Below are 25,516 nucleotides of genomic sequence, written 5' to 3' on the forward strand. Positions count from 1 at the left end.
GCGCTGGCCCGCGCCGGTCGCCACTTGCAGCCCCGTGTGCCTGCAATAGCCGGCATCTTCAATAGCGCCTGCCGTCAATACAGGGGCGGCTCACCGGGCGGGCGAGTCTTGAAGCGCCGGTGCGCCCACAGGTACTGCTCGGGTTGCTCCCGCACCCGCGCCTCGACAAACTGATTGATAAAGGTTGCGTCGGCCGCCTCATCACCGCAGGGAAAGCCCTGCAGCGGTGGGTAGACCGTCACCTGGTAGCCGCCGAAGCCGGGCAGGCGCCGTTGCACAAAGGGTATTACCTGCGCCCGGCCGAGCTCGGCAAACTTGGCCGTGGCTGTCACCGTGGCCGCCGGCACCCCGAAGAAGGGCACGAAGACACTCTGTTTGGGACCGTAATCCTGGTCCGGCGCGTACCAGACAATACTGCGCTGGCGCAGCGCCCGCAGCATACCGCGCACATCCTTGCGAGTGATGGCCCGGCAGTCGCGCCAGTGCCGCTCCCGCCCCCGGCGCTGCACATAGTCGTAGACGGCATTTTTATGGGGGCGGTACATCCCCGTCACCTGCCGCTCCTGGTTCATAAAGGCGGCACCGATATCGAGGGTAGTAAAGTGCATGGCCATCAGGATCACTCCCTGCCCGGGCTGCTCCGGCAAGTGCTCCAGGCCACTGATACGGTAGATGCGCCGCAGGCGCCAGCGCGGCCAAAACCACGCCATGCCGGTTTCAAACAGCGCCATGGCCACGGAAAAGAAGTTTGCCCGCAACATAGCCTCGCGCTGCGCCGCGCTCAGCTCGGGAAAACAGAGGCGCAAGTTAGCGGCGATCACCTTGCGGCGCGACTTGCCAAGGCGCTGCAAGATCGGCCCCAGCAGACGTGCCAGCATGACCAGCAGCGGATAGGGCAACTGCACCACCAGCCACCACAGCCCGAGAGCCAGCCACAAAAACCAGTAGCGCGGGTGCAACAGTGCCCAACCAAATTGCGGTTTTTCCATGTCAGACAATCGCCCTATTCAACCCACTCCCAAACCACCTCACCCAGCAACCAGTGTTTCTCCCAGTGGCGACTGGCGACGCCGTCGTGCACCAGTTTGTGCAGGTGGGCAGCGAGAGCCATATAGGTGCCGTGCACCAAATCACCGGCGACATCCGGGTACACCAGCGGCGCCAATTGGGCAGTGGTGGCCTTTTTCAGGGTGCGCAGGGCATCGACTATCATGCGCTCCCGGGCGAGGCGATGATCGTGCAGCTCTTGCAACACCCGGTCGGGATCGGACAACAGGTGTCCATGGGCCGGTGCCAGGTGCTGGATGCCTATCCCTTTCAACTTCATCAGGGAGTCCAGATAATCCACCATGCAGCCGCCGTGCTCTGGAATAATCACCACCGAGGCGCCCTGCATAATATGGTCGCCGGCAAAAAGCAACTGTTCCTGTGGCAGTAAAAAACTCAGGTGTTGATGCAAATGGCCAGGGGTGGCGATGACCCGCAGGTCACACTCCCCCACAGAAACCACCTCCCCCTCCTGCAGCGACCGGGCCGGGGTAAAAGTGTGATCCAGCGACTCGCTGTCGCTGACCACCTGCAACCCCATCATCTGCGCGCCGGTAGCCTGCACCAGTGGCAGTGCCGCCGGCGAGTGGTCCTCGTGAGCATGAGTGGCAAACACGTAATCGATTTTGCCGCCGGTGGCGGCCAGAATTGCGTCGATATGCTCGGGCTCCGCCGGACCCGGGTCAATCACCGTAAAGCGGTCAGTCCCCACCAGGTAGGTATTGGTACCGGCGCCAGTAAACGGGCTGGGATTATTGGCGGTAATGCGCTGCACCAGCGGCGACAGCCGCACCGGCTGGTCGTAAAGGATATCGAAATGCACCAGCGTGGTGTGCAGATCGGCCATGGGCTATACCTCCTCGCTACTCCCTGGCACTAGCCTGATCAATGAATGCAATACGGCGCCGCGATAGTCGCAACCGTAACTGCAGATAAAAAGATTCCGGCAGGAGTGGCACTTACTTCAGACCGACATCTCCGCGCAGGCGAAGATCCAGCGTCTCGGGATCCATATAACGCCAGCTCCTGAACCCCTGGATTCCCGCCTGCGCGGGAATGACTCGCCGGGTCGTTCGCAACTCAAGCAAGTGCCATTCGATTCCAGTCGTATAAAACAGAGCGATAAACGTCGAGCGGCCGCACATGTCGGCCGCTCGTTAAAGATTACTGCAGTTCTTGCGGGCTACTTGAAGTCCGCCTCGACCATGGGACTGACGTCCGCCTCGTAGTCAACGCCCTCCCAGCCGAAACCGAACAGACGCAGGAAATCCTCGTGATAACTCTTGTAATCCGTCAGCTGAAACAGGTTTTCCTCGGTCACCTGTGGCCACAACTCTTCCACCTTGGCCTGTACTTCGGCTTTCATTTCCAGGTCGTCCATGCGGTAGCGATTGCTGTCATCGAGACGCGGCGAGTCGCTGTACAGCCCCTCGGTGAAGAGCCGGTAGAGCTGCTGGATACAGCCCTCGTGGGTACCCTCTTCTTTCATTACCTTATACAGCAGTGAAATGTACAGTGGCATAATCGGAATCGCCGAACTGGACTGGGTCACCAGGGCTTTCAAAACAGCGACATTAGCCTTGCCATTGATGTCTTGCAGCTCTGCATTGATGGCTTTGGCGGCGCGATCCAGGTCTTCCTTGGCCTTGCCGATGGTGGCGTGCCCATAGATTGGCCAGGTCAGCTTGTCCCCCAGGTAGGTGTAGGACACGGTGTTACAGCCGTCCGCCAGCACATCCGCTTGCTTCAGCGCCTTGATCCACAGCTCCCAGTCCTCTCCACCCATGACCTTGACGGTGTGATCGATTTCTTCCTGGGTGGCCGGCTCCACGGTGATATCGGTGATCGTGAGGGAGTCGGTGTTGAGGTTCTTGGCGGTGTAGCCCTTGTTGATGGGCTTCAGGGTACTGGTGTAGAGCTCGCCGGTGATCGGGTCCTGGCGCCGCGGCGCACCCAGGCTGTAAACGATCAGGTCAATCTTGCCCATATTGGCTTGCGCCAGGGCTATGGCCTTGTCCTTGCACTCATTGGAAAACGCATCGCCATTGATGGTCTCCGCGTACAGACCTTCGTCGCGAGCTATTTGCTCAAAGGCGGCAGTGTTGTAATAGCCGGCAGAAGCGGTTCGCTTGTCCGTGGGCGGTTTTTCAAAGCACACGCCCAGGGTATTGGCGCCGCCACCAAAGGCAGCAGTAATACGCGATGCCAGGCCATAGCCATTGGAGCAACCGATGACGAGGACATTCTTCGGGGCGCCGGCAATGGCACCCTTGTCTTTAATAAACTCGATTTGGCTCTGCACATTGGCAGCGCAACCCTGGGGATGAGCGGTAGTACAGATGAATCCACGAACTTTAGGCTTAATAATCATCAGTTTGTCCCGTTGCAATTAAATATCGAAACCTGTGGGCAAGCCGCCCAAACGGCGACCGATTGCCGGCTATTATAATGTTCGCGCATGGATATGACACCGATAAAAACACGAAACCGCCCCCGCTTTTCCTTATAATGCCCCCCGGATTCGCCAACAGGACAGTTTTGACTGCACATGCTTACCTTACGTTATCAAACCAGCGCTCGCTGGACGGCAACCGTGATCGACAATATGGATCTGTTTCTGGTCGATCACGCCGCCGCGGAAAAGAAAGCTTCTGGCATGGCCATCTCCATGCTCTCTCACTACCCGGATCGAACTGCGCTGGTAAAAGTCATGATCGACCTGTCGATCGAAGAGATGACCCACTTCCGCGAAGTGGTCAAAATCATGACCGAGCGCGGGCTGCAGCTGGGCGCTGATGAAAAAGACCCCTACATCAATCAATTCCGGCAGGCCATGCGCAAGGGCAAGGAACCCTATTTTCTCGATCGTTTGCTCACCGGGGCTATTATCGAAGCCCGCGGCTGCGAGCGCTTTGGCCTGGTTGGAGAGGCGCTGCCGGCCGGCAAACTGCAGGATTTCTACCGATTGATTGCCCGGTCTGAGGCCAAACACCACACCCTGTTTACCGACCTTGCGGCGCTGTACTTTCCCGCCGCCACCATTCAGCAGCGTCTGGATGAACTACTCGACATCGAGGCGGCGATCGCCAGCGGTTTGCCTGTGCGGGCGGCACTGCACTGAGCGTGGCGCCAGCAATCAAGCAAAGCAAAGTATACAGGCAAAGCAAAGTACACAGGCAAAGCAAAGAACCCAGGCAATTATGAGCCGCACCGCCACCGACAAGTACCTGCACAGCTACGCCGAGCCGGAAGTCCGGCAGCTGCAGGACTGGCCGGCGCACTGTCGTTTCGCCTACGGCCTGGTGGTGCCGGCTTTCGACGAGTCGCCGGAGTTCCTGCAGCGACTCCTGGCCAACACCCTGCCCGACCACCGGGCGCTGGCGATTATCGTCGTCAACCGGCCCGACTCTGTTGCCAGTTGCGAACAAAACCAGCGCCTGATGGACGTTGTTGCAGCCGAGCTGCCAGCCCTCTGGCGCAACCCGGCAGGATCCCTGAGCCTGCATGGCGACGGCCGCTGTGGGGTATTACTGGTCGATCGTCACAACCGGCCGATCCCGGCTCGCCAGGGCGTGGGACTGGCGCGCAAACTGGGTTCCGACCTGGCCGCCGCGCTGGTTCACAGGGGCCAGATTGATTCACCCTGGATTCACAGCAGCGACGCCGATGCTCACTGGCCCCCAGCTTACTTGCGCCAGAGCGATGCACTGACGGCGGACAGCGCCGCCGCCTGCTACGCCTTCAGTCACCGCGACGACGGCAGCGACATCGCCCTGGCCACCCGCTATTACGAACTGCACCTGCGCAACTACACCGAGGGCTTGCGCCGGGCCGGGTCACCCTACGCCTTCTACACCATCGGCAGTATCCTCGCCTTTCACTGCCGGGCCTATTGCCAGGCCCGCGGGTTTCCCAAGCGCGCCGGCGGGGAGGATTTCTACCTGCTCAACAAACTGGCCAAGCTGGGCCGGGTCGAGGCCTTGTCCGCCTGCGTAGAATTGCAGCCGCGCCTGTCCCGGCGGGTGCCGTTTGGCACCGGCCCGGCCAGCGCGCGCATACTGGAGCAACTGCAGCAGGGCGAGCCCTGCCGCAGCTATAACCCGCAGGTATTTATCGAGCTCAAGCACTGGTTGAGCGCGGCGCAAAATTACCTCCGCCACAGCGCCGGCACGGCTATCGCCGGCGACCCGTTACTTCACCTCGACCTGCACCCCGCCAGTCGAGTGGCACTGCAAACCCTGGGCATCGATACCTGCTGGCGGCACCTCAACCAGTCCACCGACGGCGCCTGGCGAGTGCAGCATTTTCACCACTGGTTCGACGCCTTCCGCACCCTCAAATTTATCCACGCGCTGGAGTGCAACGGCTTCCCGCCGCAACCATTGCCACCACTGCCAGGTCACCGGGGCACTTCGATTTAAGGTACACTGGGCACACACCAGAACCGGCCATAACTGCGAAAGACCCGTCTCCATGCTCATCGACCCGACCAGCGACAACGCCAGCCTGTTCAGCCTCCTGCGCCGCTACCTGGCGGCACCGGCCGACGAGGATTGGTGCAGCGCCACCATCGTTGCCAGGTACCGCTCCAGCTACCGCAAAGCCGGCGCCATGATGCTGGTCGATCCGCTGGGCCACACCAGCGGCCTGCTCAGCGGCGGCTGCCTGGAAGCCGATATCCAGCTGCGTGCGCGCAAAGTCATGGCGCTGGGCCGACCGGATCTGGTGGTCTACGACAGCACTGAAGAAGACAATATCGCCGTCGAACTGGGACTGGGCTGCAACGGCCGCATCACGGTCTTGATCCAGCAGCTGCCCGCCCCCCACCGGCAAATCCTGGCGACGCTTTACCAGCGCCTGCAACGGGGCCAGCCATCCCACTTGCTGCACTGCTTCCAGAGCCCGGAGCCGGCCGAGCTCAGTGGCCTGGCGCTGCTGGATGAAAATCTTGCGCTACTGGCCAGCTCGGGCAGTGTGAGCCTGCCCAAGCTGAGCGACATCGAGCCGGCCAAACACCAGCTTCTCAACGGCGACGAACGCCAGTGGTCATTGACCCGGCACCTGCCACCGGTGCAACTGTGGCTGCTGGGCGGCGGCATGGATGCCCAGCCCATCGCCCGCATCGCCGCTATGCTGGGCTGGCAGGTGACTATCGCCGACCATCGCCTGACCAATGCCAGGCGGCAGAAGTTTCCCAACGCCGCGCGCTTTATCCAGCTGCCACCGACGCAATTGCCGGAACCAATCAGCGCCGATGCCGCCCTTGTCATGACCCACAACCTGGACACCGACGCCGCCTGGTTGCGGCAACTGCAGCGGGCCGATTCGCTGCGCTATGTCGGTTTGCTGGGGCCGCAACAGCGCAAACAGACCGTGTTCGAGCTGGCCGGCCTGCGCGGCAGCGAACCCTTCTGCCAACTCATTCACGGACCGATGGGGTTTGATATCGGCGGCGACCTGCCCGAATCCGTCGCCCTGTCAGTGCTGGCCCAATGCCACCAAACGCTGGCACAACAGGGGCTGGTCTGATGACCTGCCGCGCAGGGGCCAGCGCCCGATGACTGCCCTGGCCACCGCACTGGGCACGGTTATCCTGGCAGCGGGAGCAGGCCGGCGTTTTGGCGGCGCCAAACAACTGGCGCGCTGGGGTGATACCTGTCTGCTCCAGCACGCCATCGACAGTTGCAGCGGCATCGTCGACAACACCACCTACCTGGTGTTGGGAGCCCATCGCCAGGCTATCGAGAGCAGCCTGCCCCTGGGTGAGGTCACCGTGCTCGGCAATCCCGGCTGGAGTGAGGGCATCGCTGCCTCCATCCGCACGGCGGTGAGTCGGCTGGCACAATCCCACCAGGCCCTGTTGTTTGTCGCCGCTGACCAGGTGCTGTTGACCCGCGCGCATCTGCTGCAAGTCACAGACGCCTGGCACCGACAGCCGGGCAAAATTTGCTGCGCCTGGTATCACAACAAGCCGGGCATTCCCGCCCTGTTTCCGGCGCCCTACTATGCCGAGTTGCTGCAGCTGGAGGGCGACAGCGGCGCGAGGAAATTGCTGCTGCAACACCCCGCCGACAGAATCGACGTGCCGCTGCCCGAGGCCGCTATCGACATCGATACCCGCGCCACCCTGGCACAACTCAACTGCACCTCCGACGCGAACTTGCACTGAGAGACTGCTATCTCCAATACGAAAAAAGGCGCTTACCCCCAACCGGGAATAAGCGCCTTTTTTTAAAAGTTGCAGCAGTTTATAGCCGCTGCTTCAACCCTTGCCAGTTAGAGCAGCAAACGTCGAATATCGGCGATGACCGACACCAGGTAAGTGAAGAAGCGACCGCAGTCGGCCCCGTTGATCGCCCGGTGGTCGTAGGAAACGGCCAGCGGCAGCATTTGCCGTGGCACGAATTCACTGCCGTTCCAAACCGGTTTGATCTGCGCCCGAGAGACACCCATGATGGCCACTTCCGGTGCGTTGACGATTGGCGTAAAGCCGTTGCCACCCATGGCGCCGAGGCTGGAAATGGTAAAGCAACCACCCTGCATATCCCGCGGCATCAACTTGCCGGCGCGAGCCTTGCCAGCCAGCTCGGTAGTCTCAGCCGCCAGTTCCCACAGGCCTTTCTTGTCGACATCCTGTATCACCGGCACCATCAGGCCGTTAGGCGTATCCACTGCCACTCCGATATGCACATACTGCTTGCGCACCAGGTGCTCTCCGTCAGAGTGCAGGGAGACATTGAAGCTCGGCTCTGCCACCAGCGCTGCCGCGGCGGCCTTCAGCAGGAATGGCAGCGGAGTCAGTTTAACCCCACGCTTTTCTGCCTCGGCTTTCATGGACTTGCGGAACTCTTCCAGCTCGGTGATATCGGCATCGTCAAACTGGGTAACGTGGGGGACGTTGAGCCAGGAGCGCGACATATTGGCCGCCGTGACCTTGGCAATCTTGCTCAGCTTCTGCATCTCGACCGGGCCAAACTTGGCGAAGTCGACAGCTGGTATGGCCGGAATGCCGGAACCTGTACCAGCACCAGCGGCCACCTTGCCCTTGCCGACATCGGCAATCACCTGCTTGACGTAACCGCGGACATCGTCCTTGGTAAACCGTCCCCTCGGGCCCGACGCCTTCACCTTGCCCAGGTCAACCCCGAGCTGGCGCGCCAACTTGCGCACCGCCGGACCGGCATATAAGTCCGCGTCACCGGTGGTCACAACCGTATCTGCAGCGCTGGCCTTACTGGCCGCCGGAGCTGCTTTGGCAGGTGCCGCCGCTGGCGCCGGTGCTGCCGCTGCCGGGGCAGGTGCTGCCGCTGCGGGTTTGGCCGCTTTCGCCGCCCCCGCCACTTCCAGCACCAAAATGGCATCGCCTTCAGACACCTTGGCGCCCTCGGCCACCTTGAGTTCCAGCACCTTGCCCGCTGCCGGTGCCGGGATCTCCATGGAAGCCTTATCACTTTCCACCACGATCAGCGAGTCGCCTTCGGCGACGCTATCGCCAACGGCAACACACAGCTCGATAACATCCACCGAGTCGCTGCCACCCAGGTCGGGCACTGCGACGATCTGTTCAGTCGGGCCTGAGCTGCTGTCCGCAACTTCGGCCTCGGCCACCGGCGCTGCCGGCTCAGCCGCAGTGCTTGGAGCCGCTGCCGGCTCGGCCGCTGCTGGCGCAGCAGCACGCGCCACCTCCAGCACCACGATAGCAACGCCCTCGGATACCTTGTCGCCTTCACCGACCTTCAACTCCAGCACCTTGCCGGCTGCCGAGGCAGGAATTTCCATGGAGGCCTTGTCGCTTTCCACTACAATCAGCGAGTCGCCTTCTGCCACGGTATCACCGACCGCCACACACAGCTCGATCACATCAACAGCTTCCGCGCCGCCAAGGTCAGGGACAACAATAGTTTCGTTGCTGCTGGCCGCACTGGCTGCCGGGGGCGCTGCCGCCGCCACCGGTGCCGCGGTGGTCTCCGCAGCTTCAGCGGATGCCGGCGCCGCAACTGGCTCAGCCGGGGCATCGCCCGCAGCCTCGACTTCCAGTTCCAGAATCTGGTCGCCCTCGGAGAGGGAGTCCCCCTCCTTGACCTTCAGGGAAATGACTTTCCCCGCCAGCGGACTCGGCACTTCCATAGACGCCTTGTCCGATTCCAATACCACCAGCGACTGCTCCACCTCGACCATATCGCCGGGCTGGACACACAACTCAATGACTTCAACTTTGTCCGCACCACCCAGATCAGGTACGGGAATTATTTCAATAGCCACGTTCTCTCCTCAAATCCCGGTGATCCGGATTAACTGTATAGTGGGTTTGCCTTGTCTGCGGAAATACCGAACTTGGCCATAGCATCGGCCACTACACTGGCTTCCAGTTTGCCTTCATCAACCAGCGCCTTGAGTGATGCCAACACAACAAACTGGCGATCGACCTCAAAGAAGCGACGCAGCTTGGTGCGGGTATCACTGCGACCAAAGCCATCCGTGCCGAGCACCGCATAGGTGCCGGGAATAAATGCACGCAACTGCTCGAGGAAGTTCTTCATATAGTCGGTGGCACCGATTACAGGTCCCTGGCGATCGGCCAATTGCCGGGTTATGTATGCCTGGCGCGGCTCGGCAGTAGGGTTCAACAGGTTGTGGCGGGTGCAACCCTGACCTTCCCTGGTGAGCTCGTTGACACTGGTCAGGCTCCAGATATCCGACTCGATGGCGTAGTCCTCACGCAGGATTTCCGCCGCGGCTTCCACCTCACGCAGTATGGAACCGGCACCCAGCAATTGTACCCGCAGCTCAGACTTCTTGGTCTTCTTGCCTTCGCGCAGCAGGTACATACCCTTGATGATGCCCTCTTCCACACCCGTCGGCATTTCCGGATGCTGGTAGTTCTCATTCATAGTGGTGATGTAGTAGAAGCAGTTTTCCTTCTCGCCAAACATCCGCTTGATACCGTCCTGAATGATCACCGCCAACTCGTAATTGTAGGTGGGGTCATAGGTGCGGCAGTTGGGGATGGTGTTGGCCAGGATATGGCTGTGGCCATCCTGGTGCTGCAGACCCTCGCCATTGAGCGTGGTACGCCCGGCCGTTGCCCCGATCAGGAAGCCCCTCGCCTGGCTATCGCCGGCAGCCCAAGCCAAATCGCCTATGCGCTGGAAGCCGAACATGGAGTAGTAAATATAGAACGGGATCAATGGGCAAGCGCTATTGCTGTAAGCTGTGGCGGCCGCAATCCAGGCTGACATGGCGCCGGCTTCATTGATGCCTTCCTCCATGATCTGGCCCTGCTTGCTCTCCTTGTAGAACATGATCTGGTCATGGTCATGGGGGGTGTACTTCTGCCCCGCCGAAGAGTAAATCCCCAATTGGCGGAACATACCTTCCATACCGAAGGTACGCGCTTCGTCCGGTACAATCGGCACCACTCGCTCACCCAGGTTCTTGTCTTTCACCAGCGCCGACAGAATTCGCACGAACGCCATGGTGGTGGAGATTTCACGCTCACCAGTGCCCTTCAAATGGGCTTTAAACGCATCGAGCTCCGGGGTAGTCAGGGCCGGGAAATCCGCTTTGCGCGCCGGCAGGTAACCGTTCAACGCCTCGCGCCGCTTGCGCATGTACACCATTTCCGGGCTGTCGGGCGCCGGACGGTAGTAAGGCACGTTTTTCAATTCTTCGTCGGAGATCGGGATGCCAAAACGGTCGCGGAAGCGTTTCAGGCTCTCCAGGTCCAGCTTCTTCACCGAGTGGGTCTCATTCTGCGCTTCCGCCGATTGACCCATACCGTAGCCCTTGACGGTCTGCGCCAGGATTACGGTGGGCTTGCCCTTGGAGGCCATCGCTTCGGCATAAGCTGCATAGACCTTGAACGGGTCGTGGCCGCCGCGGTTGAGATACATGATGTCTTCGTCGCTCAGGTCTTTGACCAGCTCCAGCAACTCCGGATACTTGCCGAAGAAATGCTTGCGGGTATAGGCACCGCCGTTGGCCTTGTAGTTCTGCAACTCGCCGTCGCAGACTTCGTCCATACGCTTCTGCAGTAATCCGGTGTTATCGCGCTCCAGCAGAGTGTCCCAGTGACGACCCCAGATCACCTTGATCACATTCCAGCCAGCGCCGCGGAATACGCCTTCCAGTTCCTGGATAATTTTACCGTTGCCGCGCACCGGCCCATCGAGACGCTGCAGGTTACAGTTGATCACAAAGATCAGGTTTTCCAGCTGCTCGCGACCCGCCAGAGAGATGGCACCCAGAGATTCCGGCTCATCACACTCACCGTCGCCGAGGAACGCCCACACTTTGCGGTCGCCGCGAGGTACGTGACCGCGGGCTGACATGTAGCGCATAACGTGCGCCTGGTAAATGGCCTGGAGTGGTCCCAAGCCCATGGAGACAGTCGGGAACTGCCAGTAATCGGGCATCAACCAGGGGTGCGGGTAAGAAGACAGGCCATCGCCATCCACTTCGCGGCGGAAGTTATCCAGCTGCTCTTCGGACAGGCGCCCCTCGAGGTATGAGCGGGCGTACATGCCCGGCGAAGAGTGACCCTGGTAGTAGATAAGATCGCCCTGCTGGTCGCCATCACCGCCGCGGAAAAAGTAATTAAAGCCCACGTCGTAGAGTGTTGCCGATGACGCGAAGGACGAAATATGACCGCCCAGCCCCTCGTTGTTGTCATTGGCTCGCATCACCATAGCCAGTGCGTTCCAGCGAATCAGGGAGCGGATACGTCGCTCCATGAACAAGTCGCCAGGCATGCGCTTTTCTTCAGTGAGTGGAATGGTGTTGTAGTAAGGAGTGGTGATTGCCGCAGGTAATTGCACGCCGTTGTCGGTGGCGCGATCAGACAGCTGTTTTATCAAAAACGCTGCCCTCTCCTTGCCACCGTAACGAATTACCGACTGTAAAGCATCCAGCCACTCACGGGTCTCAATTCCATCTACGTCTTCTACCGCCCGATTTTCCTCAGTACTCATAATGACAATCCCGCTTGAACCAATGATTGAAGTTGTTTTTTTAAGACCAATACTTCCGATACTGCTACACCCAAATAACAGGCGCACGCCGAGGCAAAGCTCGACCTTGAAATGGTTTGTAGTATTTTTACATATTTGCCTGTAGAAATACAAGCCGGACCGGGTGAAATTTTAGAAATTCCCCTAAACCCATAATTATTAAGGCAATATTTGATATATAGTATGTAACTTTACTACAGAACCTGTTTGCTTTCAGACTGACACTCTACCGGCACTCTCTCCGGCAGAGCTGTCTCACTCACCGCCATCTTATTCTTCTCAGCGGTAGGTAAAGACCTTACCACCGTTTTTTATTTGACTGAAATCAAATTTATCCAATCCCATCAATTGCGGCGAAAAACCCTCCACTTTACGCTCGGCAGCGGCGGTCAACCACACGCCCTGGGGACTGCCCAGTATCGCCCGGCTGTATTCGGCCACCTCTTCTGCTGTCAGGCTTTGCACTGCCGCAATCAAATCGGTGCGGCGCTCAAAGTTGGGATGGCCGGCGACGATTTCCGACCAGTACTGTTCGGCCTGCTGCTGCAAATTCTTCGGCGCGTCTGTCAGTTCGGCCAGCACCGCGCGGCGATAGAGTTCGAAATCTTCCACCGCGCCAGCAGATTCCGCCACAAACCTCTCGATGGCCCGCATCACCTCGCTCAGTGAGGCCGAGGGAGATTGCGCCACAAACACATTGCCGGCCACATCCTTGAGTTCGAAATCACTTAAAAATACCACATAACCCAACTGCTGCTGCGTTCTCAGCTGGTGGAAAAAACCGGAGCGTAACATCTGCCGAATAAGCATCATAGCGGCGCGGTCGCGCGGTTTATCCTCCCGCGCCTGTAAATAGAGCACTGCGGCCACATCCTGGTGATCGGTCAGCAGGTGATAATGCTGCAGCCCATCCGGCAAGTCTGCCACCCTGGCTGCCGCGATGGTCGGCGCCACGCCCTCCGGTTCCCGGTACAAGTGGTTTTCCACTATAGAGGTAAACTTCAATGCCTCCTGGCGAAAGAAGTTACCGTACACCAGCATTTGAATTTTTGAATTCACCCACAACTTGCCACTGAACTGGTGCAACTCGGTGGCAGTCACTGCCTCCAGCGCGTCAGCCATGTCCAGCTGATCCCACAGCGGCGCATAGAGCAGCACCGGCAACTTGCGGAACAGTTGCTCATAGGGAGTAAGCCGGGTTTGGTTGCGCCATTTGCGCAGCAACTCCTGTTTGAGGTTCTCGACCCGGGACGCGTCAAAACGCCCCTGCCGAATAACATCCAGGATGCGACTCAACAGCAACCCCTGGCGATCGTTGTAGCCGGACAGCACAATATCGAAGCCCCGGCTATTGGCCCGGACGCTGAATGACAAGCCCGCCAGGCTGGCCGGGTAGGCGTATTCATTAAGCGCGTCGTTGACCAGCGCGGCGTACAGCTGGCTCATCGCCGCCGCTCTGACACCGCTGCCGCCCAGCGCCGAGTAGACCCGGATACGTATATCGGCTTTCGGCTGGCGAAACTTGTGGTCCTGCTTAAACCAGGCGTCCAGATGCTCGGTGCTCTTGATCAGCACCGGGTTATCACCGCCCTTCTGGTCGACGATCTCTTTTACCGCCAGGCGCCCGGGAATAAACCCGTTCTTGCCTGGCAACTGCAAGCGGGCAGTTTGCGCACGGGGCACAGTGATCGCTGTGGTGCCCATTTTCTCGAGCCGGTAAGGCGTCTGGTAGAGGGGTGAGACCTGGTCGGTTTCAACCTCCGGCGCCACCAGCACCCACAGCAGGTTGGTCGGCGACAAATAGCTTAAATATCGTTTGATCAGGTTGGAGTCAAAGCTGTCAAAGGCGTAGGGACCGCGGATGACATCCTCGGGTCGGTAGTCGTGCATTTGACTGGCAAGGCGGCTGACCGTGTGAATGGGTTCCCGCTCTTCGGCAAAGCGCAACGCCATTTCTGCCAGCTTCGCCTGCTCCTGGTAGCGCCAGCGGTCGATACCGTCCTGCTGCAAAAGACCGATCATTTTAAAGGTCAGCGCCACTACCTTCTCCTGCTGGCGGAAACCCTCCTCCGTCAACTGGATGGTGATATCGAATGTTCCCTGGTTGCGACCGCTGGCGTCGCCACCGGCACCTAACCCCTCTGCCCAGCCGTTGCTTTTCAATACCGACAGCAAGCTGCCTTCACCTTCGTGGCCGATAATGCTGCCGATGTACTGCAGTGGCTTCTTGCGATACAGGGCGCTGGAGCTGGGCACCGGGAACGAAAGCGCCAGGCGCCGCGCATCCTGCAGCGGCTTCACCTTGACCAGCTGCGGCAACTGGTCGCGCTCAAACAGCTCTTCACCGGCAACCCTGGGCCGGGCCTTCCGGCTCTCGACCTGGACAAAGCGATCCACCACCATGGCCTGCAAATCATCCAGCGACTCCCGCCCCAACACGACCAGGGTCATATTGCCGGCGACATAATAGTCCCGGTAGAACTGCAGCAAATCCTCCCGCACCGGCCGTCCCTCCCGGTCTGCCAGTGTCTCCAGGTTGCCGACACTGAACTTGGCCAGCGGGTGTTCGGGGCGGGCCAACTGCCGATACACATCCAGCTGGCGCCGATAGTCATCCTTGATTTTTGCCCTGAACTCCGAGTGCACTGCCTGCCTTTCCCGCTCCACATACTCCGGGGTAAACAGCGGCGCGATAAAAAATTGGGCGAACCGGTCCAGCGCGCTGTCCAGGTGCACATGTTCAACATCAAAGAAATAGTTGGTGTGCTCACCACTGGTATAGGCGTTGTGGGTGCCGCCGTGTGAGGCTATAAACTGCTGGTATTCATCCGCCTCAGGGTATTTTTTGGTGCCCAGAAACAGCATGTGTTCAAGAAAGTGGGCCAGCCCCTCCCGCTCGACTGGATCATCGTTACTGCCCACCCCCACATCCAGCGAGGCCGCCGCCTTGTCGGTATCGGCGTCGGAAACCAGCAGCACCCGCAACTTGTTCGGCAACACCAGGTAGCGGTACAACCGCTCGTCATTTTCACTGCTGATAACCTTGTGAACTTCAATATTCGCTGCCTGCGCAGCTGTCGCCAGCAGCAAACTGCCACTCATCACGACCCACGCCAGCAACCAGGTCACCGGCTGCCAGGCTTGCCTATTTACTCGCAAGAACTACTCCTGTTTCTGCACTATCTATTGCACTATCTATTGCACTATCTATTGCACTACCTATTACACTACCTTTAATACAGTCTTTTGCACAACCCGGGCGCAATGGCCGGCAAACCGGTTTCCGCAACCGTTCCAGCACCGGTCAGGGACAAGTTTCCCTGATGGCCACGGGCCACGAATTCAACACCGCCTTCACCAGGGTGGCCAGGGGGATAGCGAAAAACACGCCCCAGAACCCCCACAATCCGCCAAACACCAATACCGCCAAAATAATTGCTACCGGGTGCAGATTGACGGCCTCCGAAAACAGCAATGGCACCAGCACATTACCATCCAGTGCCTGGATAATGGCATAGACAATCAACAGCGCATAAAAGTCACTGCCGATGCCCCACTGCAAAAAACCGATCAACAGCACCGGTATGGTAACGACTGCGGCACCAATATAGGGAATCACCACCGAAAAGCCCACCGCTACCCCCAGCAGCAGGGCGTAGTTGAGACCGAGAATAAAAAAGGATACGTAGGAGACAATCCCCACCAGCAGGATTTCGATCACTTTGCCGCGCACGTAGTTGGTAACCTGATCGTTCATTTCCTGCCAAATGCGGTTCATCACCGGCCGCCGGCTGGGCAGGAAAGACCCCAACCAGCGCAATATCTGGTCGCTGTCCTTGAGGAAAAAAAACACCAGAATGGGCAGAAGTATCATATAGATCAGCACCCCCAACAGAACCGGCAAGTTTGCCACCGAAAAGGTCAGGACCCCCTGGCCTAAAGTACGCAATTCACTGCCGACGGAGTTCATTATCTCGCGCACTTGCTGCTCGCTCACCAGTTGCGGATATTTTTGCGGCAATAACAGCATTAGCTGTTGCCACTCGGTCAACATACGCGGAATTTCACCCACCAGGCGCGCCATTTGCTGCCACAGCACCGGCATCAGGTAGAAGAAGAAAATCGCCAGCAGGGTCATTAACAACAAGGTGACGATTGCCACCGCCAACCAACGCGGCAAACGCCAGGTCGTCATTTTATCCACCAGCCCTTCCAGCAGAAAGGCGACGATCAGGCCGGTAATGGCCGGGGCGAGAATATTGCCCATGGTGAGAATAACCGCCATGCTGCCAATCAGCAGCAGCGCCAGCAACACCGCCTCTTCCTCGCCGAAGTAGCGATCCACCCAGCCCCTGATTACGCGCAACATCAATACAACTCCCTAAACCTTTTGCAACACATACAAATAAACCCCGTCCACCACCGTGCTCTGCAACAACTCATGCCCGCTGAGCCTGGCAAAGGTGGCAAAGTCCCTGCGCGAGCCCGGGTCGGTGGCCATCACCCGCAGACGCTCTCCCGCCGACAGTTGATTCAAGGCCTGTTTGGCTTTTAACAAAGGTAGAGGGCACTGCAAGCCCCTGGCATCCAATTCCTGCATAAAACAGCTGATTATCGCAACTCAAATATCTGGTCAGATTTATGGCAAACACGTCGGCACGGACTTTCTCCGCCAATTCGGGGTCTATATCCATCGGCTACGTATAATGTAGGACGCGTCTCCGTTCGACAATAGGCAGCCGCTAAAACTTCCAATTTACTTGCAGTTGGGCACAGGTGTGGAGCCAAAGCATTAACTGCGATAGAGTTAGCAGCACTTTTGCCAGGCAATCTATTTGTGTTTAACAGTCGTCAATACCGCAGCGCCACCCTTTTCCTGACACTTCTCCTGCTCGGCTGGGCCAGTGTCGGCACACGGGCGGCTGGCCTCAACCTGCCAGAGCTGGGAGACGCCTCATCGGCGATCGTCTCGCCACAACAGGAATACCAGCTCGGCCAGAGTTGGTTGCGCGCCTATCGCAGCCGGGTGCCGGTCTCCTCCGACCCCTTGCTGCACTCCTACATTGAAGACCTGCTCGCCACGCTGGCCAGAAGCAGCCAGCTGAAGGACCAGCGTCTCGACCTGGTGGTGGTGGAAAATCCCACCATGAATGCCTTCGCCGTTCCCGGCGGCGTGATCGGCGTGCACACCGGCCTGTTCCTGTTTGCCGAAACGGAAGCCCAGTTGGCCTCCGTGCTGGCCCACGAACTGGCCCACTTGAGCCAGCGCCACTTCGCCCGCGGGGTTGAGAAAAGGCAGCAGAACAGCATTCCCACCATGGCCGCCCTGCTGGCCAGCCTGGTACTGGCGGCAACCGCCGGGGGCGACGCCGGTATGGCCGCCATGACCGTCACCCAGGCCGCGGCGCTGGATGCCCAGCTGCGCTTCAGTCGCCAGAACGAACAGGAGGCCGACCGCATCGGCATGCTGACCATGGTCGAGGCCGGCAAAGACCCCTACGCGGTGCCGGCGATGTTCGAGCGCATGCTGCAATCGACCCGCTACACACGCAAGCCACCGGAGTTCCTGCTGACCCACCCGATAACCGAGAGTCGCATCGCCGATTCCCTCAATCGGGCGCAGAAGTACCCGCGCCAGCAGTACGCCGACAACCTGGATTTCCACCTGATGCGCGCCCGCATTCACCTCAAGCACGACCAGACTGTGCAGGACTCGGTCAAGCGCTTTGCCGAGGAGTTGCGCGGCGAGAGCCTCTCCCACGATGCCAGTCGCTACGGCTTGACCCTGGCACTGACCAAGAGCAACCAAACCGAGCGCGCCCGGGAAACCCTGGCCCCGCTGCTGCGGGACTACCCCGACAAGCCCGCCTTTGTGATCGCCCAGGCCGACATCGAGGCGGCCGCGGGCAACCTCGAGCAAGCGCTGGCCATTATAAAAGCCGGCTTGCAGCAACAGCCGCAATTGCACGCCTACAATGTGCGCTACGCCGAACTGCTGATGGAGGCTGGCCGCTACGCCCTGGCTGAAGAGGTGCTGTTAAAACACGTGCGGCGGGTGCCGAAAAACGATTACGTCTGGTACCTGCTGGCAGAAGTACACGGCCTGGCAGGCAACATTCTCGGCGTGCACGAAGCCCGGGCCGAGTACTACCTGCTCAACGGTGTGTTCGACAAGGCCCAACAGCAACTGCAGAACGCCCTCAAGCTGACCGCCGGCAACTACCAGAAAACCGCCATTCTGCAGGAAAAGCTCAAGCAGGTGACCAAGATGCAACAGGAGCGGGATCTATAGAGCCCTGGCCTCCGGCGATGGGTGCGGCTGGGCATATATGGAACCTCGGCGAGTCTTGAAAGCAAGTCCCTGGAGCCAGGCGGGGAGCAAAGCTGCTGTCCCAAGGGCTACAGAGTATATGTTTACTATCGCCGATAGCTGGCCTATTCATAGGCGTAATTAGGAAAGATTAATAGTGGGGCGGGGGCTGGTCGACGGCACTGCCCGGCGCCTGTTCCTCCCGGGATTCCAGCTGCCTGAACTTGTCCGCCAGCAGCAACAGCTGTCGCTGCTGGGTCAGTAGCAATTGATCCTGCTCAGTGACGACTTTATCCAGCGCCGCCAAAGTATCGGCTTGAAACTCCAGCCGGGCTTGTAAATCTTCAACGTCGCGCTGCAAATCCAGCAGCCGCTGCCGGTCCAGTTCTTGTGCCGCAAGGTCTCGCTTCATATCAACCATCTCTTATTCAACCTCGCAGTGCCCGGTAGACAGCGCTGAGCAGATGCTCCGCCCGCTCATCCAGTAAAATGTACTGGCCCATGGCCCGGCTGACATAACCGAAGCCAAAGCCCTCGCCGGCATCGGCGTAACCCAGGGAGCCACCAGCGCCCGGATGGCAAAAGTATTTTTGCGCACGAATGCCGGCCGGCAGCAGGCGCATAAATCCCAGCGCAAAGCTGATCTCGCTGTGGAGGATTTTGTCCATCGCGCTGGATTGCTCCTGCCAGCAACCGGTCCGTGCCGCTGCCGACAGCAGCCGCTCATCGTCCAGGTCGGCCAGGGAACCGTAGATGGCGGCCAGGTCCAGCGCCGACGCGTGGCCATTGGCGGCCGGAATCTGGGCGCTGCGCCAGGCGGGCTTATTGGTGCCCATCATCAGCGTCGGTGGATTGGCAAACGCGCGGTTGACCACCCCCCGAGGGTCAGCGCGCATAATTTCCATAAGGCTGCTGCCGACAACTTTCTGTGGCTGGCGCAGCGGCCCCATTTCCGCCAGCCCGGAATGCTGCTCCGGGTCGACACCAAACACCAACTGGCTGGCAACCGGCCCGGTAATATTGGCCTGCACGTAATCGTTGAAGCTGCTGGCGCCGCTGATCCGGCACACCACCTCCCCCAACAGCCAGCCAAAGATCATGGGTGAGTAACCCTGCTCACTGCCGGGTGTCCACCAGGGCGACTCGGCCGCCACCTGTTGCACTATGCCCTGCCAGTCGTAGATCAGGTCGTCGGCCAGCCGCGGGTGGAACGCATTCAACCCCGCGCGATGGCAGAGGACATCGCGCACCCGAATGGCATCCTTGCCGTGACAGCCAAATTCCGGCCAGACATCGGCGATGGCCGTATCCAGCGCCAGCTGGCCGCGATCCACCAACTGCAGCACGGCCAGCGCCACCACCCCCTTGGAGGCGGAAAAGATATTGCAGCGAGTATCCTCCTGCCAGGCCTGGCTCCCCGCCCGGTCGCGCTCGCCGGCCCACAGATTGACCACAGTTTCACCGTGCGCTTGCACCGCTACCGCCGCGCCCACCTCGCCAAAGGAGGCAAACAATTGCTGAAATGCCTCGCCGACTTCTTCGAACCCGGGGCTCAATTCACCTTGTATAGCAACCACATGCACTCACTTTCATCATCCATCCAATATTGCCCGCCAGCCCGCGCAAACCCCGGCGCGCGATCCCACTGTAACGCAACTGACACCAGCTGTTCACGGCCTCGCAACGAAACCTTCACAGTTGCGTCACAGCCCGGCGGCACTCTTTAAAGGGCACATCTAATAATTGCTCGCGACCTCTGGCTTTCAGGAAATTCGGCTGGCAAGGCGCGCGATTGAGTCGGACTGGTTGTCCGGCGAATGAGCGCAACGCTGCTAGCGGGATTTCCTGAAAGCCCCGAAGGGCGCGGCCTGAGCGGCACCATTACTGCGTTGCCTTGCTCGCAAAGGACAACCGGAACGCCGGACCGCCGATACGTCGGACCGAGCCTTTGCCTTCGCAAGGCGCCTTGTAATGGCGCCGCTCAGATTGCGCAGAGGCTGCGATCAATTATTAGAGGTGCCCTAAACTCAACCATCAATTGTAACAGCTCTGCTGCGAGGATAAATCATGGAAAAACATCGCACGCTGTGGATTTCAGACGTTCACCTGGGCACCAAGGACTGCAAGGCAGACCTGTTGAACGACTTTTTAAAGCAGAACCGGGCCGAGAAGATCTACCTGGTTGGCGATATTGTCGATGGCTGGAATATGAAAACCGGCGTCTATTGGCGGCGCGACTTCAATCGCGTGCTGCGGCGCCTGCTGACCCTGTCCAAACGCGGCGTACAGATCGACTATATAACCGGCAACCACGACGAGTTCCTGCGCCGCTTCGCCAACAACCGCTTCGACAACATTCATTTACTCAACCGCGCGCTGCACACCACCGCCGACGGCCGCCGACTGCTGGTTATCCACGGCGATCAATTTGACGGTTTGACCCGCTGTCATCAGTGGCTGAAGTTCTTTGGCGACCGCGGCAACGCCCTGCTGATGCTGCTCAATCGGGCCTACAATGCCCTGCGGGCAAAATACGGCTACGGCTACTGGTCGCTGGCGGGCTACATCAAGACCCACATTCCCCGCGCCAAGACCTATATCCAGGATTACGAGGAAAGCGTGGCCAAGGCGGCGCAAAAACAGGGCTTCGACGGTGTGGTTTGCGGCCATATCCACCACCCGGCCAGCAAGCGCATCGGTGGGGTGGACTACTACAACACCGGCGACTGGGTGGATTCCTGCAGCGCCATTGCCGAAGACTTCGATGGCAATATGCGCCTGCTTTGCTGGCAACAGCGCGCTACCCGGCCGCTGGACGCGATCGATACAAGCATCGATGAAATTGAGGATATGCTGGCGCCCATACCGGTGCCGGTGACCGGTAAAACGTCCATCGCTGCGGCCGCCGCCAACCAATCCGCCGACGCCGAACTGGAGCGCAAAGCGCCGGCAATGATCATGCCGCTGTAATCTCTGCCGCGACGGGCAGCGCCCTAACCGGACTGCCCGGGTGGCTGGTCCGGCACCGCCGCCTCCGGTTTTTTACTGAGGTCGTGGCCACACTTCTTGCAGTAGACGGCGTCGCTGTCATGACCGGGATGGGTGCAGCTTGGGCACAAGCGGTTACTGCGCTCGCGCTGCATTTCCGCCGCCAACTCCGCAGTCAGGATACCGGTGGGAATGGCAATAATCGAGTAGCCGGTCAACATGGCCGCCGAAGCGATAATCTGCCCGACCACCGTTTGCGGAGTAATGTCACCATAGCCAACCGTGGTGATGGTGACGATGGTCCAATAAACACTTTTCGGGATACTGGTAAAACCGTGCTCCGGCCCTTCCACCAGGAACATCAGCGAACCAAAGATGGTCGACAATACCAGCACCGAGGAAAAGAACACCAGGATCTTGCGGCGCGCCATGCTCATCGCCCGCAACAGGATATTGGCCTCCGACAGGTACTTCACCAGCTTCAATACCCGGAACACTCGCAGCACCCGCAACAAGCGGATAATCAGCAGGTAGTTCATATTGCTGAGGAAAATACCCAGGTAGGAAGGCAGTATCGCCAGCAGGTCGACGACGCCATAAAAGCTGCGCATATAGCGCCAGCGATCCGGCGCACAGTAGATGCGCACCGCGTACTCCAGGGTAAACAGGCCGGTGAAGGTCCACTCCAGAACGCTGAGCAAACCGCCAAAGTGATCGGAGATCCGGTCCACCGACTCCAGGATCATGGCCAGCACGCTCAGGCAGATCATATAGATCAACACCATATCGAAGCGCTTGCCCGCGGGCGTATTGGTGCCGAAGATAACGGTGTAGAGTTTTTCCTGCAGGGCTGAGCGGGGCATAGCCGGTTCCTGAGTATTGACCCCGCCATTTAACCAGTTCAGCCGCGGCACCGCCAGTCACCGCGCCACCGTCTCTGCTGGCGGCTCGTCGACCGAGGCTTTGCGCGGCAGCGGCAACTGGTTAGAATAACGCCTTTTCCAGCTGCCCCCGGAGCCTCACTTGGCACTCGTTATCAAACCGCTGCGCTGCCCATACTGCAACGAGCCCATCGACAAAAACCTGCTGCGCCGCCACGGCCTGCTGCAAACCTTTCTCAAGCGCAAGCCGTTTCCCTGTCCCCACTGCCAGAAGTCGGTGGTCTTCCCGGAGCAGGCCGACACCGTGCTGTCGATGGGGATCTTCGTTGCCGTTATCCTGGCGCCGCTGTTCCATTTTTGGGAGCTGGACTTTATCAGCAGCACCCACCTGTTTGGCCTCGGCACAGCCATTATCGTCGCCGGCCTGTTTACCCAGAAGTTGAGCAAGGCACCATCCTCCGGAGCGAAGCAATGAGCAAAAACAGTAAACTGGTGTATTCCACTGACCGCGGACGCATTAAAGACGACGCCGGCAGCCCCGCCGCCGTTGATCGCGGTGACGGCACCGTGCGCCTGCTGCGGGAGACCAAGGGCAGGAAGGGTAAGGGGGTAACCCTGGTCACCGGCCTGGGCCTGGGAGGCGCCGAACTGAAGGAACTGGCCAAATTGCTGAAACAGAAGTGTGCCGTGGGCGGCGCCATCAAAGACGGGGTGATTGAAATCCAGACCGACGACCGGGAGAAAATCAAATCCCTGCTGGAAGCAAAGGGCTTTCAGGTCAAATTGGCCGGCGCCTAGGGCCTCTTTCGCAGCGAGCCGAGCGCCACATATCTGGCTCATTCCTTGCATTGTCATAGGTTGCAACCCGTAACCGCCACATTTTTGGCAACCCGCAACCCAGAGAGCAGCACGATGCAACCTACCGATTTCTGGCCCCTGATCGACACCGCCGTGAAAATCGCCCTCGGCGCGTCCATTGCCGGCCTGAGCCTATGGCTCAGCCAGCATCGCTCCAACCTCAACAAACCCCACAGTAACCGCCGCATCGACATACTCGAGGCGGTGTCCAGCGACGTTGGCAACGTCAACCACATATTCGCCAAATATTCGTCGCTGGTGATCGAATCAACTCGCTTTGGCGGGCGCTGGCCCCAGGCGCGCAAGGAAGAACTGGCCAAGGTCAACAGCGAACTGGTGGACGAGTTTCGCAAGATTGCCGACGCCGAAGCGCGCTTGTTGATGCTGGGGGAGAAAGCCCTGGAGAAAACCCTGCGCCTGTACGGTGCCAGGATAGCCCAGTTTCGCAAACAGGTGTACGTGGGGCGCCAGGACATCAGCGAACAGGAAATTGTCCGCCTGAAACAGGAAATCCTGCAACTGCGCGAACAGTTTTATGACATCCTCAGCCACAAATATGATCGATTACTGGCCAGCTAGGCTCACCAGGAGCCAACAAAGCCTTTAACCACATAATATTTCCGGTTATATTGCGGCTACGCCAAAAGGCCTCGAGCGACAGACGCCGGGCCTGGCGGCATATCCTTATCACCGGGTAATTGCATGCGTCCCAAAGAAATCGCGATCGTCGCCATTGGCGCCATTGTCCTGACCAACCTGTCGGTGGTCGGCACCCTGTTCGCCACCGGCCACTTTTCCAGCGACCCGCCCGCCGCCAGCGAAGTGCCGCAAGACGAGCCGGAAAACCCGGATCCGGCCGTGACTGAGGCGGTACCACCCCCCCCCGAGCCGAAACCGGCACTGCACTCCATGTCACAGGCCATGTACATCTGCGAGGACAAGGTGGTCAGCAGCAACAGCGGCAAGCATATTGCCTATGAGCTGGACCCGGTCGCCAGCCGCTTTAGCGAAGAAGAGCAGGTGTACCGGATCTTTATTGAAACCAAGACCATCAGCCGGGTCGACGCTCCCCAGGAAACCGCCAAAGTCAGCTGTGAAGTGGCGGCAGAGACCATGTCCATCGTCGGCTACAAGGCCATGAAAAACAAAAACTGAGCAGGCATCTGGCGCAGGCGTTAGCCTGCCCGCGGCTACCAGGAGAACGCTACTGCATAGGTGAAATGCTTGTGGTGGCCAAAATCGATGCAAAAAGCAGTGAAAAATAAAGGTGCCCAGGGCACCTAAATATTATTGCCGTAACTCATCAAGCGCTGGTAACGGGTCTCCAGCAGCTCATCGATAGGGGTCGCGCAGAGGCGATCCGCCTGGGCGATCAACCTTTCCTGCAGCAGCTCCGCCATGGCATCGATATCGCGATGGGCACCACCGAGAGGCTCCTTGATGGTTTCATCGACGATGCCGAGACGCTCGAGATTGTCGGAGGTCACACCCATGGCCTCCGCCGCCAACGGCGCCTTGTCGACGGTTTTCCAAATAATATTGGCGCAGCCCTCCGGTGAGATAACAAAGTAAGTGGAGTATTGCAGCATATTGAGCTGGTCACCGACGCCGATGGCCAAAGCCCCACCGGATGAGCCTTCACCGATCACGGTACAGATAATGGGCGTGCGCAGGCGCGACATCACCGCCAGGTTTTGCGCAATCGCCTCGCTGATACCGCGCTCCTCACTGTCGATGCCAGGGTAGGCCCCGGGCGTGTCGATCAGGGTCAACACCGGCATTTTAAAGCGCTCGGCCATTTCCATCAGGCGCAGCGCCTTGCGATAGCCTTCGGGCTTGGGCATGCCGAAATTGCGCGCCACCTTCTCTGCCACACTGCGGCCCTTCTCCTCGCCGATCACCATCACCGGCTTGCCGTCCAGCCGGGCGACACCGGCAACAATAGCCTTGTCGTCACCGAAATGCCGATCGCCGTGCAGCTCGTCCCAGTCGGTAAACATACGCTTGATGTAATCCATGGCGTAGGGACGCTGGGGATGGCGGGCGACTTTAACCACCTGCCAGGGGGTTAACTGGGAATAAATGCTCTCGGTCAGCTTGGTGCTTTTTTCGCGCAGCTTGGCAACCTCCTCGACGATATTAATATCGTTGTCGGTGCCAACCAGTTGCAGCTCTTCAATTTTGGATTCCAGATCCGCAATGGGCTGCTCAAAATCAAGATAGTTCGGGTTCATAACAACCAGGGTGTCCAAACAGGGTGTGAAAAAGTGTCGCCAGGGGTGCCGGAACGGCGGTCCAGCCACCGCCCCATGTGCCAACCGCGGCCATGTGCCGCCCCCTGCGATGGCAAAATACGATACGCGAAAGCACCTTATGAGTCGACCTTTTTAGGGGGCGCCGGCTGGCGCTACCCCGCACAATTG

22 protein-coding genes are annotated in these 25,516 nt (G+C 59.3%); 10 read left to right on the top strand and 12 right to left on the bottom strand.

Going from position 1 to position 25,516, the window contains the following annotated elements; translation table 11 throughout:
- Positions 1 to 74: 74 nt before the first annotated feature.
- The 3 genes from lpxL to fabV all read right to left on the bottom strand — a co-directional run bounded on the left by lpxL (position 75) and on the right by fabV (position 3,418).
- Positions 75 to 989 carry an LpxL/LpxP family Kdo(2)-lipid IV(A) lauroyl/palmitoleoyl acyltransferase gene (lpxL, locus tag G8764_RS10835; RefSeq protein WP_166164649.1) on the bottom strand — a complete coding sequence of 305 codons (915 nt, stop codon included), beginning with the start codon at positions 987 to 989 and terminating at the stop codon, positions 75 to 77.
- A 14-nt stretch (positions 990 to 1,003) separates the two neighbouring features.
- Complete coding sequence (locus tag G8764_RS10840; protein WP_166164650.1) at positions 1,004 to 1,894, bottom strand: MBL fold metallo-hydrolase; 891 nt, start codon at positions 1,892 to 1,894, stop codon at positions 1,004 to 1,006.
- A 336-nt stretch (positions 1,895 to 2,230) separates the two neighbouring features.
- On the bottom strand, positions 2,231 to 3,418 hold the full coding sequence (gene fabV, locus G8764_RS10845) for an enoyl-ACP reductase FabV (protein ID WP_166164651.1): 1,188 nt from the start codon (positions 3,416 to 3,418) through the stop codon (positions 2,231 to 2,233).
- Positions 3,419 to 3,595: 177 nt separating this feature from the next.
- Between fabV and G8764_RS10850 the strand changes: the two genes are divergently transcribed.
- The 4 genes from G8764_RS10850 (at position 3,596) to G8764_RS10865 (ending at position 7,216) form a co-directional block, all read left to right on the top strand.
- On the top strand, positions 3,596 to 4,168 hold the full coding sequence (locus tag G8764_RS10850; protein WP_166164652.1) for a MiaE family protein: 573 nt from the start codon (positions 3,596 to 3,598) through the stop codon (positions 4,166 to 4,168).
- Positions 4,169 to 4,247: 79 nt separating this feature from the next.
- Entirely contained in the window at positions 4,248 to 5,468 is a 1,221-nt protein-coding gene (locus G8764_RS10855; RefSeq protein WP_166164653.1) for a hypothetical protein, read from the top strand.
- Positions 5,469 to 5,520: 52 nt separating this feature from the next.
- Complete coding sequence (locus G8764_RS10860; protein WP_166164654.1) at positions 5,521 to 6,576, top strand: XdhC family protein; 1,056 nt, start codon at positions 5,521 to 5,523, stop codon at positions 6,574 to 6,576.
- A 28-nt stretch (positions 6,577 to 6,604) separates the two neighbouring features.
- Positions 6,605 to 7,216: a nucleotidyltransferase family protein gene (locus G8764_RS10865; RefSeq protein ID WP_166164655.1), complete on the top strand. Its 612-nt coding sequence runs from the start codon at positions 6,605 to 6,607 to the stop codon at positions 7,214 to 7,216.
- A 107-nt stretch (positions 7,217 to 7,323) separates the two neighbouring features.
- Here G8764_RS10865 and aceF read toward each other — a convergent pair whose 3' ends face one another.
- From aceF to G8764_RS10890, 5 genes are all read right to left on the bottom strand, one after another.
- Positions 7,324 to 9,309 (bottom strand): pyruvate dehydrogenase complex dihydrolipoyllysine-residue acetyltransferase, encoded by a 1,986-nt coding sequence (gene aceF / locus G8764_RS10870; RefSeq protein WP_166164656.1) that lies wholly within the window; start codon positions 9,307 to 9,309, stop codon positions 7,324 to 7,326.
- Between the two features lie 29 nt (positions 9,310 to 9,338).
- Positions 9,339 to 12,017, bottom strand: a complete 2,679-nt coding sequence (gene aceE, locus G8764_RS10875) for a pyruvate dehydrogenase (acetyl-transferring), homodimeric type (protein WP_166164657.1) — start codon at positions 12,015 to 12,017, stop codon at positions 9,339 to 9,341.
- A 318-nt stretch (positions 12,018 to 12,335) separates the two neighbouring features.
- Positions 12,336 to 15,215, bottom strand: a complete 2,880-nt coding sequence (locus G8764_RS10880; RefSeq protein WP_166164658.1) for an insulinase family protein — start codon at positions 15,213 to 15,215, stop codon at positions 12,336 to 12,338.
- Between the two features lie 145 nt (positions 15,216 to 15,360).
- Positions 15,361 to 16,425 (bottom strand): AI-2E family transporter, encoded by a 1,065-nt coding sequence (locus G8764_RS10885; protein WP_166164659.1) that lies wholly within the window; start codon positions 16,423 to 16,425, stop codon positions 15,361 to 15,363.
- 12 nt (positions 16,426 to 16,437) lie between these two features.
- A complete protein-coding gene (locus G8764_RS10890) occupies positions 16,438 to 16,656 on the bottom strand; it encodes a sulfurtransferase TusA family protein (RefSeq protein ID WP_166164660.1) in 219 nt (72 codons plus the stop codon).
- 237 nt (positions 16,657 to 16,893) lie between these two features.
- Between G8764_RS10890 and G8764_RS10895 the strand changes: the two genes are divergently transcribed.
- On the top strand, positions 16,894 to 18,348 hold the full coding sequence (locus G8764_RS10895) for a M48 family metalloprotease (RefSeq protein ID WP_341806369.1): 1,455 nt from the start codon (positions 16,894 to 16,896) through the stop codon (positions 18,346 to 18,348).
- Between the two features lie 169 nt (positions 18,349 to 18,517).
- Here G8764_RS10895 and G8764_RS10900 read toward each other — a convergent pair whose 3' ends face one another.
- Together G8764_RS10900 and G8764_RS10905 are read right to left on the bottom strand one after the other, a co-directional pair.
- Positions 18,518 to 18,778 carry a SlyX family protein gene (locus tag G8764_RS10900; RefSeq protein ID WP_166164662.1) on the bottom strand — a complete coding sequence of 87 codons (261 nt, stop codon included), beginning with the start codon at positions 18,776 to 18,778 and terminating at the stop codon, positions 18,518 to 18,520.
- A gap of 16 nt (positions 18,779 to 18,794) precedes the next feature.
- Complete coding sequence (locus G8764_RS10905) at positions 18,795 to 19,943, bottom strand: serine hydrolase (RefSeq protein WP_166164663.1); 1,149 nt, start codon at positions 19,941 to 19,943, stop codon at positions 18,795 to 18,797.
- Between the two features lie 490 nt (positions 19,944 to 20,433).
- On the opposite strand from G8764_RS10905, the gene G8764_RS10910 reads away from it, so the two are divergent.
- A complete protein-coding gene (locus G8764_RS10910; protein ID WP_166164664.1) occupies positions 20,434 to 21,336 on the top strand; it encodes a UDP-2,3-diacylglucosamine diphosphatase in 903 nt (300 codons plus the stop codon).
- 23 nt (positions 21,337 to 21,359) lie between these two features.
- Here G8764_RS10910 and G8764_RS10915 read toward each other — a convergent pair whose 3' ends face one another.
- On the bottom strand, positions 21,360 to 22,217 hold the full coding sequence (locus G8764_RS10915) for an ion transporter (RefSeq protein WP_166164665.1): 858 nt from the start codon (positions 22,215 to 22,217) through the stop codon (positions 21,360 to 21,362).
- A 160-nt stretch (positions 22,218 to 22,377) separates the two neighbouring features.
- Here G8764_RS10915 and G8764_RS10920 point away from each other — a divergent pair, with 160 nt between their 5' ends.
- The 4 genes from G8764_RS10920 (at position 22,378) to G8764_RS10935 (ending at position 24,248) form a co-directional block, all read left to right on the top strand.
- Positions 22,378 to 22,710 carry a hypothetical protein gene (locus tag G8764_RS10920; RefSeq protein WP_166164666.1) on the top strand — a complete coding sequence of 111 codons (333 nt, stop codon included), beginning with the start codon at positions 22,378 to 22,380 and terminating at the stop codon, positions 22,708 to 22,710.
- Complete coding sequence (locus G8764_RS10925; protein WP_166164667.1) at positions 22,707 to 23,033, top strand: translation initiation factor; 327 nt, start codon at positions 22,707 to 22,709, stop codon at positions 23,031 to 23,033. Before G8764_RS10920 ends, G8764_RS10925 begins: the two co-directional genes overlap by 4 nt.
- Positions 23,034 to 23,147: 114 nt before the next feature.
- Positions 23,148 to 23,672, top strand: coding sequence for an energy transducer TonB (locus G8764_RS10930; protein ID WP_166164668.1), 525 nt, complete (start codon positions 23,148 to 23,150; stop codon positions 23,670 to 23,672).
- A 123-nt stretch (positions 23,673 to 23,795) separates the two neighbouring features.
- The gene (locus tag G8764_RS10935) at positions 23,796 to 24,248 is read left to right on the top strand and encodes a hypothetical protein (RefSeq protein ID WP_166164669.1); all 453 of its coding nucleotides are present in this window, start codon (positions 23,796 to 23,798) and stop codon (positions 24,246 to 24,248) included.
- 125 nt (positions 24,249 to 24,373) lie between these two features.
- Here the strand turns inward: G8764_RS10935 and G8764_RS10940 are convergent, their stop codons facing one another.
- Positions 24,374 to 25,327 carry an acetyl-CoA carboxylase carboxyltransferase subunit alpha gene (locus G8764_RS10940; RefSeq protein ID WP_166164670.1) on the bottom strand — a complete coding sequence of 318 codons (954 nt, stop codon included), beginning with the start codon at positions 25,325 to 25,327 and terminating at the stop codon, positions 24,374 to 24,376.
- Between the last annotated feature and the right edge of the window lie 189 nt (positions 25,328 to 25,516).

It is taken from the genome of Pseudomaricurvus alcaniphilus (assembly GCF_011440395.1).
Classification (GTDB): Bacteria; Pseudomonadota; Gammaproteobacteria; order Pseudomonadales; family Cellvibrionaceae; genus Pseudomaricurvus; species Pseudomaricurvus alcaniphilus.

Excerpts from the sequence above, each read along its gene's own strand:
- lpxL (WP_166164649.1), bottom strand. The coding sequence starts at position 989 with ATGGAAAAACCGCAATTTGGTTGGGCACTGTTGCACCCGCGCTACTGG.
- G8764_RS10840 (WP_166164650.1), bottom strand. The coding sequence starts at position 1,894 with ATGGCCGATCTGCACACCACGCTGGTGCATTTCGATATCCTTTACGAC.
- fabV (WP_166164651.1), bottom strand. The coding sequence starts at position 3,418 with ATGATTATTAAGCCTAAAGTTCGTGGATTCATCTGTACTACCGCTCAT.
- G8764_RS10850 (WP_166164652.1), top strand. The coding sequence starts at position 3,596 with ATGCTTACCTTACGTTATCAAACCAGCGCTCGCTGGACGGCAACCGTG.
- G8764_RS10855 (WP_166164653.1), top strand. The coding sequence starts at position 4,248 with ATGAGCCGCACCGCCACCGACAAGTACCTGCACAGCTACGCCGAGCCG.
- G8764_RS10860 (WP_166164654.1), top strand. The coding sequence starts at position 5,521 with ATGCTCATCGACCCGACCAGCGACAACGCCAGCCTGTTCAGCCTCCTG.
- G8764_RS10865 (WP_166164655.1), top strand. The coding sequence starts at position 6,605 with ATGACTGCCCTGGCCACCGCACTGGGCACGGTTATCCTGGCAGCGGGA.
- aceE (WP_166164657.1), bottom strand. The coding sequence starts at position 12,017 with ATGAGTACTGAGGAAAATCGGGCGGTAGAAGACGTAGATGGAATTGAG.
- G8764_RS10885 (WP_166164659.1), bottom strand. The coding sequence starts at position 16,425 with ATGTTGCGCGTAATCAGGGGCTGGGTGGATCGCTACTTCGGCGAGGAA.
- G8764_RS10890 (WP_166164660.1), bottom strand. The coding sequence starts at position 16,656 with ATGCAGGAATTGGATGCCAGGGGCTTGCAGTGCCCTCTACCTTTGTTA.
- G8764_RS10900 (WP_166164662.1), bottom strand. The coding sequence starts at position 18,778 with ATGAAGCGAGACCTTGCGGCACAAGAACTGGACCGGCAGCGGCTGCTG.
- G8764_RS10910 (WP_166164664.1), top strand. The coding sequence starts at position 20,434 with ATGGAAAAACATCGCACGCTGTGGATTTCAGACGTTCACCTGGGCACC.
- G8764_RS10915 (WP_166164665.1), bottom strand. The coding sequence starts at position 22,217 with ATGCCCCGCTCAGCCCTGCAGGAAAAACTCTACACCGTTATCTTCGGC.
- G8764_RS10925 (WP_166164667.1), top strand. The coding sequence starts at position 22,707 with ATGAGCAAAAACAGTAAACTGGTGTATTCCACTGACCGCGGACGCATT.
- G8764_RS10930 (WP_166164668.1), top strand. The coding sequence starts at position 23,148 with ATGCAACCTACCGATTTCTGGCCCCTGATCGACACCGCCGTGAAAATC.
- G8764_RS10935 (WP_166164669.1), top strand. The coding sequence starts at position 23,796 with ATGCGTCCCAAAGAAATCGCGATCGTCGCCATTGGCGCCATTGTCCTG.
- G8764_RS10940 (WP_166164670.1), bottom strand. The coding sequence starts at position 25,327 with ATGAACCCGAACTATCTTGATTTTGAGCAGCCCATTGCGGATCTGGAA.